Consider the following 280-nt stretch of genomic DNA (forward strand, 5'->3'; position numbering starts at 1 on the left):
GCCGGAGTTTCATCAGTTGGCGACGACCCGGAGTTTCATCCCGGCGGCGCAGTGGCCGGGGACGCCGCAGATGTAGTAGTTGACGCCCTTCTTGAGGAGGAACGACGCGGTCCCCGTCGCCGCCGCCACCGAGTCCGCCGAGCTGCCCACCTTGCAGCTCCTGTACGTCGCCGCGTCCACGGCCAGCACGTTGTGTGCGCCCGGTTTGTAGTTGAAAACAAGAGTGTCACCAGCAGCGAAGACCTTTCCATCAGCCCAGCTATCAAACGACACAGAGAAG

At 62.9% G+C, this 280-nt stretch carries 1 protein-coding gene; it reads right to left on the bottom strand.

What is annotated here, in order from left to right; all coding sequences use genetic code 11:
- Positions 1-12 precede the first annotated feature (12 nt).
- Positions 13-280: phytocyanin family protein (locus tag PZC42_RS24460; RefSeq protein WP_277214040.1), on the bottom strand; the 268-nt coding region annotated here is incomplete at its 5' end.

Origin of the sequence: Isoptericola croceus, assembly GCF_029382255.1 — a bacterium.
Lineage (GTDB): Bacteria > Actinomycetota > Actinomycetes > Actinomycetales > Cellulomonadaceae > Isoptericola > Isoptericola croceus.